This window comes from Phytobacter sp. V69, from assembly GCF_965644215.1.
GTDB lineage: Bacteria > Pseudomonadota > Gammaproteobacteria > Enterobacterales > Enterobacteriaceae > Phytobacter.
Map to the genome: position 1 here is coordinate 1 of NZ_CBFFRL010000322.1, position 3,467 is coordinate 3,467.

Annotated in this window: 1 protein-coding gene and 2 pseudogenes; 2 read left to right on the forward strand and 1 reads right to left on the reverse strand. The window is 49.1% G+C overall.

The annotated features are described in order from the left end of the window. A pseudogene (locus ACSZPU_RS24460) lies at positions 1 to 978 on the reverse strand (tyrosine-type recombinase/integrase); the annotation flags it as partial. A 253-nt stretch (positions 979 to 1,231) separates the two neighbouring features. Here ACSZPU_RS24460 and rluB point away from each other — a divergent pair. After that, positions 1,232 to 2,107 (forward strand): 23S rRNA pseudouridine(2605) synthase RluB, encoded by an 876-nt coding sequence (rluB, locus tag ACSZPU_RS24465; protein ID WP_499004170.1) that lies wholly within the window; start codon positions 1,232 to 1,234, stop codon positions 2,105 to 2,107. A 177-nt stretch (positions 2,108 to 2,284) separates the two neighbouring features. Further along, a pseudogene (locus tag ACSZPU_RS24470) lies at positions 2,285 to 3,354 on the forward strand (MFS transporter); the annotation flags it as partial. Positions 3,355 to 3,467: the final 113 nt, after the last annotated feature.

The window sequence follows — 3,467 nt, forward strand, 5'->3', positions numbered from 1 at the left end:
CTTCCATCGGGAATAAGGATCTGGCAGCCTGAGTTCCCAACTAAAATACTCTCCAGGAAAACCGGGGCGGTTCACTTTGGTGTCAACGAGGTAAGTTCTAAATAGCGACCGCCAGATCTTGAGATGCTTTTCAACATGCTGACTACTGATCAGGTCTTCCTCTGGTACGTCATAATCAATGCATTCAGGTAAAGATAGGCGCTTGTATGGCAGCTTAGTACGAGTAGGTAAGTTTTCGGTCACTTTCAGCGCTTCACGAATATCTTGCTTAGTAACCCAATCAATCGGTTTATCACCAATAACGTAAATCAGCACATCAAAGAAACGCTGGTTCTCGTTAGCGATGCTTGCACGCCATTTTTGACCTTTTTCTTCAACATACTGCGTCCATGCTTCGGAAAGTTTGATTGCCTGGCTTGCGGTTGCTTTAACTTCCGTTGTAAAAGCCTGGCTTGTTTCAACAATACTTTGTGGTGAAGATTTCAGTTTCTGCTCTTCTAACTGATCTTGCAGTGTTGCAATGAGTTGGCGATATCGCAGCAAATCTTTCGAATAGAATGCTTCATAGGCTTGCGCGACGGTCGCGCGGCTCATATCAAGTGCAGCACCTACTTGATTCGCAAGGGGCAAATCATCCTTAGAAAGTTCAAGTTTCTTCATGTGAAGACTGGCAAGCACTTCGTTTGCTGTCTGATCGCTACCATTAACCATGCGTTGGAAGTGAGCTTCCGAATAGCCTTGTGCGGCTTCAACCGTATCAGAAACAGATAATGGAGAATCAGGATTTATATTTCTGTGCCACTGTCCTAACTCCGGCAGACGCTCCACTTCGGCAACATCCCTTTCGAGTGCATGTAGAAGATAGTTGTCAAAGTCCTGCTTAGTGGCGGCTCGGTAGCCTTGCATTTTGCGTTTGAACTCTTCGAGGCTCATCGTTCCATTCTGCACAAGGGGAATGAAAGGACGGATCTGATTCATGATCACTTCTGCTTGCTTTCGGCTATCAGTACCGAGACTCAGACGCACAAAACTTGTTGAATCATTTAGTCTAAAGTTAGTGTAGTATGTGCGCCCACGAATCATTGTGTGTGACAGCTTGTGTGACACGTTGTTTGCCATGCTGTGTACCATGAAATAGTTACAGATCAGTGAGTTAAGTTGATGTTTTAGCTAACTCGTTGTTTTAGAAAGTATACCAGACGCCTGTGAAGGCGACACCTGAGGAAGCTCTATGAGCGAGAAGTTACAGAAAGTGCTGGCGCGAGCTGGCCACGGCTCCCGCCGTGAAATCGAAACCATCATCGAAGCAGGCCGCGTGAGCGTAGACGGCAAGATTGCCACGCTGGGCGATCGTGTTGAAGTCACCCAGGCGCTGAAAATCCGCATCGACGGACATCTTATTTCAGTAAAAGAGTCCGCCGAACAAATCTGCCGCGTGCTGGCCTATTACAAGCCGGAAGGTGAGCTGTGTACGCGTAGCGATCCAGAAGGTCGCCCGACCGTATTTGACCGTCTGCCGAAACTGCGCGGCGCGCGCTGGATTGCGGTGGGGCGTCTTGACGTGAATACCTGCGGTCTGCTGCTATTCACCACCGACGGTGAACTGGCGAACCGCCTGATGCACCCTAACCGTGAAGTAGAACGTGAGTACGCAGTGCGCGTCTTCGGCCAGATTGAAGAAGCTAAAGTGCGTGAGCTGTCGCGTGGCGTTCAGTTGGAAGACGGCCCGGCCGCGTTCAAAACCATTAAGTTCAGCGGTGGCGAAGGCATCAACCAGTGGTACAACGTGACCCTGACCGAAGGGCGTAACCGCGAAGTGCGTCGCCTGTGGGAAGCCGTTGGCGTGCAGGTTAGCCGCCTTATTCGCGTGCGCTACGGCGACATTCCGCTGCCGAAAGGGCTGCCGCGTGGGGGCTACACCGAGCTGGATCTGGCGCAAACCAACTACCTGCGCGAGCTGGTAGGGCTGACGCCGGAAACCACATCGAAAGTGGCGGTTGAAAAAGATCGTCGCCGTATGAAAGCCAACCAGATTCGTCGCGCGGTCAAACGCCATAGCCAGGTTTCCGGTAGCCGTCGTTCCGGTGGACGTAACAGCAACGGCTAATTCTCTGACGTTTCCGGTTTCTGTACCGGAAACGTCTTTTATTTCCCCACATGTGATGACTTTCGCAATTCTGTTGAAAGACAAAAAACGGGAAATAGTCAGACAAAGAACGCAAAGTGACGCCGTTTACCCCGCCATATACTCCCTGTACTTATTACAACAACAGGTACCCGGAACATGGTGACGTCAGAAAAATTATCGGCAAGTTATGTTATTCTTGCGCAAAAGAAAAAATCGGCTACGGCCTCGGTGATTTCGCGTCGAATCTTTCATTTGGTTTTGTCTCGCTGTTTTTATTATTTTTCTATACCAATATCTATGGTATCAGTGCATCGAAAGCCAGCCTGATATTTATTATTGCCCGCGTTATTGATGCGATTTTCAATATTATTATTGGTTTCGCTGTCGATAAAACCCAGAGTCGTTACGGGCAATTACGCCCATGGATTTTATACGGTTCTATTCCATTAGGCTTCCTCACGGTTATCTGTTTTATCTCCTTCGACAGTGAGATGAAATTCTGGTACGCCTTAATTTCCTATACGATCTATTGCCTGGACTATACGGCGGTCAATACCCCGTACTCCGCCTTAACCAACCGCCTGAACCAGCATGAAATGTCCCGTTCTTCGCTGTCCGGCTATCGTATGGTGCTGGCGATTGTCGGCTATCTGATTGTCTCTACCTGCGCGGATTTGCTGATTTCGCGCTTTACTGAACCGCGTCTGGGCTACACTTTTGCCGTCTCCTGTTTTGCCCTGCTGGCGACATTTATGTTCCTGGCCTGCTTTGGCATGACCAAAGAGAGAGTGACGGAGGAAGATAGCGCAACGCCGCCGACGCTTCGTGAAATGCTGCGGGCGGTCATCGGCAACCCGGCATTAATTAACCTCTCGCTGTTTACCATCTTTTTCTATATTGCTTATACGGTATGGATGGCGATCGCGATCTATTTTATTAAATATATTACTCGTGACGAAGATTATACCACGACATTCTTTCTGATTCAGTCAGCAGCGTTTATTTTTGGTACTGCCATTTCGGAAAAACCAATTGCCCTGATGGGTAAGAAAAACATGACCATGCTGGCCCTGTTAATTGGTGTGGCCGGTGTGCTGATGCAATATTATCTCGCCGGTGACAGTCTCTGGCTCATTATGAGTGGCGTGTGCCTTTACAGTATTACGCTGGGTATGGGGTTTGTCGCCATGTGGACGATGATTGCCGATACCGTGGAATATGCGGAATGACATCATGGTGTGCGCACCGAAGGGGCAATATACGGTTGGCGGATTCAACTCCGAAGTGCAACGCTAAGCCGCCAATCTTAGCTCTGCAAACACCACAGACGGTTGCCTGA

What these genes read in the sequence shown, in the direction of transcription:
- rluB (WP_499004170.1), top strand. Translation starts at nt 1,232, where the DNA reads ATGAGCGAGAAGTTACAGAAAGTGCTGGCGCGAGCTGGCCACGGCTCC.